The sequence below is a fragment of the Paenibacillus sp. Y930 genome (genome assembly GCF_056786375.1).
Genome location: NZ_JBXCIX010000037.1, coordinates 1 through 688, shown reverse-complemented (window position 1 = coordinate 688; position 688 = coordinate 1). Strand labels below are relative to the sequence as shown.

Annotated in this window: 1 protein-coding gene; it reads right to left on the bottom strand. The window is 64.8% G+C overall.

What is annotated here, in order from left to right; translation table 11 throughout:
- A partial coding sequence (locus tag AC1TO5_RS21255) for a hypothetical protein (RefSeq protein WP_482064825.1) occupies positions 1–688 on the bottom strand: 688 nt, incomplete at both ends.

Genomic DNA, 688 nt, shown 5'->3' with positions numbered 1-688 from the left:
GCACCAGTTGCTCCAGTTGCGCCGTCAGCTCCAGTCGCACCAGTTGCTCCAGTTGCGCCGTCAGCTCCAGTCGCACCAGTTGCTCCAGTTGCGCCGTCAGCTCCAGTCGCACCAGTTGCTCCAGTTGCCCATCCGCGCCGTCAGCTCCAGTCGCACCAGTTGCTCCAGTCGCTCCATCCGCGCCGTCAGCTCCAGTCGCACCAGTTGCTCCAGTCGCTCCATCCGCGCCAGTCGCGCCGTCAGCTCCAGTCGCTCCATCCGCGCCAGTCGCGCCGTCAGCTCCAGTCGCACCATCGGCTCCAGTTGCTCCAGTAGCGCCGTCAGCCCCAGTAGGTCCAATCGGCCCTCCAGAAGGACCGGTTGGACCAGTAGCCCCATCGGCACCAGTTGGGCCGTCTGCGCCAGTAGCCCCATCATCACCAGTAGCTCCTCTAGCTCCATCAGCACCGGTAGCGCCAGTAGCTCCGGTAGTCCCATCAGCCCCAGTAGCCCCAGTAGCCCCATCAGCGCCAGTCGCGCCATCAGCTCCGGTAGCCCCATCAGCACCATCAGCGCCATCGGCGCCAGTAGCCCCAGCAACACCAGTAGCCCCAGTAACACCAGTAGCCCCAGCAACACCAGTAGCCCCAGCAACACCAGTAGCCCCAGCAACACCAGTAGCCCCAGCAACACCAGTAGCCCCAGCAAC